This window comes from Prevotella ihumii (assembly GCF_900155655.1).
Lineage (GTDB): Bacteria > Bacteroidota > Bacteroidia > Bacteroidales > Bacteroidaceae > Prevotella > Prevotella ihumii.
In genome coordinates this window covers 1-1,817 of record NZ_LT706994.1, presented here as the reverse complement: position 1 = coordinate 1,817, position 1,817 = coordinate 1, and the positions used below count along the sequence as shown (strand labels likewise).

The following is a 1,817-nucleotide window of genomic DNA, read 5'->3' as shown; positions in this document are numbered from 1 at the left end:
GGAAAGAAACTGCAGGGTGCTGTCTATGACTACGACCTGAAGACACTCGCCGTTGGTAATAATACGACAGATGCTGTTGTCTTCCCTGCTCTAAAGACGCTTGTTCAGAGTAACTTTGATGTAAATAGTGGGGACAGTCTGGCGGTTGCGGTCAATAATATTTACGATGACTATGGTAACCTACAGGGATATAAGGAGACAACAACTGATTATAGTTTAGAGGCAAACATCAACTATCATGAGATAGCCGACAAGTATATTGTCAGTGTTCCGAGCCATATCACTGTCAGCAGTGGCGGTAAGACTTACCGTGAACGCTCAACGAAGGTGGATGGCAACGGTGAGATAACGGAGATCATGCTTCATAACGGTGACAAGCCTTCTGTCTATAACATGACTTACGATGGCTATGGTAACATCACACGCATGACGAAGCCTGAGAACTATAATCATCAGCGTATGTTCTATGCTTATACGTATGACGACCGCTATCATAGTCTTGTGACAAATGTCAAGGATGCATACGGCTATAGCTCCAGTACGGCTTATGATGGTCTTTGGAATGCTCCATCTGTAACGACCGACCTTAACGGGCAGAAGATGGAATACACCTACGATGCACTGGGCAGACAGCAGACTGTCCGTGCTCCGTATGAGATAGAGAGCGGTCAGCCGTTTACTATCCGCTTTGAATACTTCCCCGCAGAACGCAAGGCACATACCATCCATTATTCTAAGGAAGGCAACATAGATACCTATACCTTTGCCGACTCGCTGATGCGTGCCGTCCAGACGAAACAGACGGGTGTGGTGTGGTCTGGTGGCAGCAATCAGAAAGTCTCTATCGTCAGTGGAAGGGCTGTCATCGATGCCTTCGGACGTAATGTTGCGGCTTATTACCCAATGACGGAGAGTCATGGTAACATCGCCACTTACAATCATGCTACAGGTGATTTGCAGGCAAAGACGGAGTATGATACACACGACCGTACCACGAGTGTGACGCTTGCTGACGGCAGTGTGACACGTACGGCTTACTCTATCGGCAGTCATGACGGTGAGCCGATGCTCCAGACAACAGTCACGGATGCACTGGGACGACATGCGGAGAGCTATACCGATGCCAAGGGACGCAACCGTGAGACAGTGCAGCATGCTCGTGGTGAGGATATCACGGTGAAGTACAACTATGACCCTGTCGGACAGGTGCTGACGGTTCAGCATCCTAACGGTAGGGAGACGAAGTATGCATACGACTTGCTTGGTCGGAAACTGATGGTGAATCATCCTGATGCTGGTGAGACGGATATGACCTATGATGCGGCAGGCAACCTCCTGACGAAGCTCACGGCAGAGCTTAGAAAGTCGATATCTGACAAGGGTTACATCTCTTACACCTACGACTTCGAGCGACTCCATGAGGTACTTTATCCAGAAAATCTCTTCAACCGTGTTACTTATACCTATGGTAAGGCTGGCGATAAGTATAACCGTGCCGGTCGTCTTGCCCTCGTAGAGGATGCGAGTGGCGGTGAAGCCTATTACTATGGCGGACAGGGTGAGGTGACGAAGACTATCCGTACAGTCATGGCGAGCGTGGCAGATATCAGGACTTATGTCTATGGTGCTACGTATGATAGTTGGAACCGTGTGCAGACGATGACTTATCCTGACGGTGAAGTGGTGACTTATCACTACAATGCTGCTGGACAGGTTGAGCGTATGACGAGCAATAAACAGGGACGTCAGAGCGTTATTGTTGATAGGATAGGTTACGATAAGGAGGGTCATACGGTCTATACGAAGCTTGGTAATGG

Annotated in this window: 1 pseudogene; it reads left to right on the top strand. The window is 48.9% G+C overall.

Annotation, left to right across the window (positions count from 1 at the left end):
* Positions 1-1,817, top strand: a pseudogene (locus CZ367_RS13790) (RHS repeat protein); the annotation flags it as partial.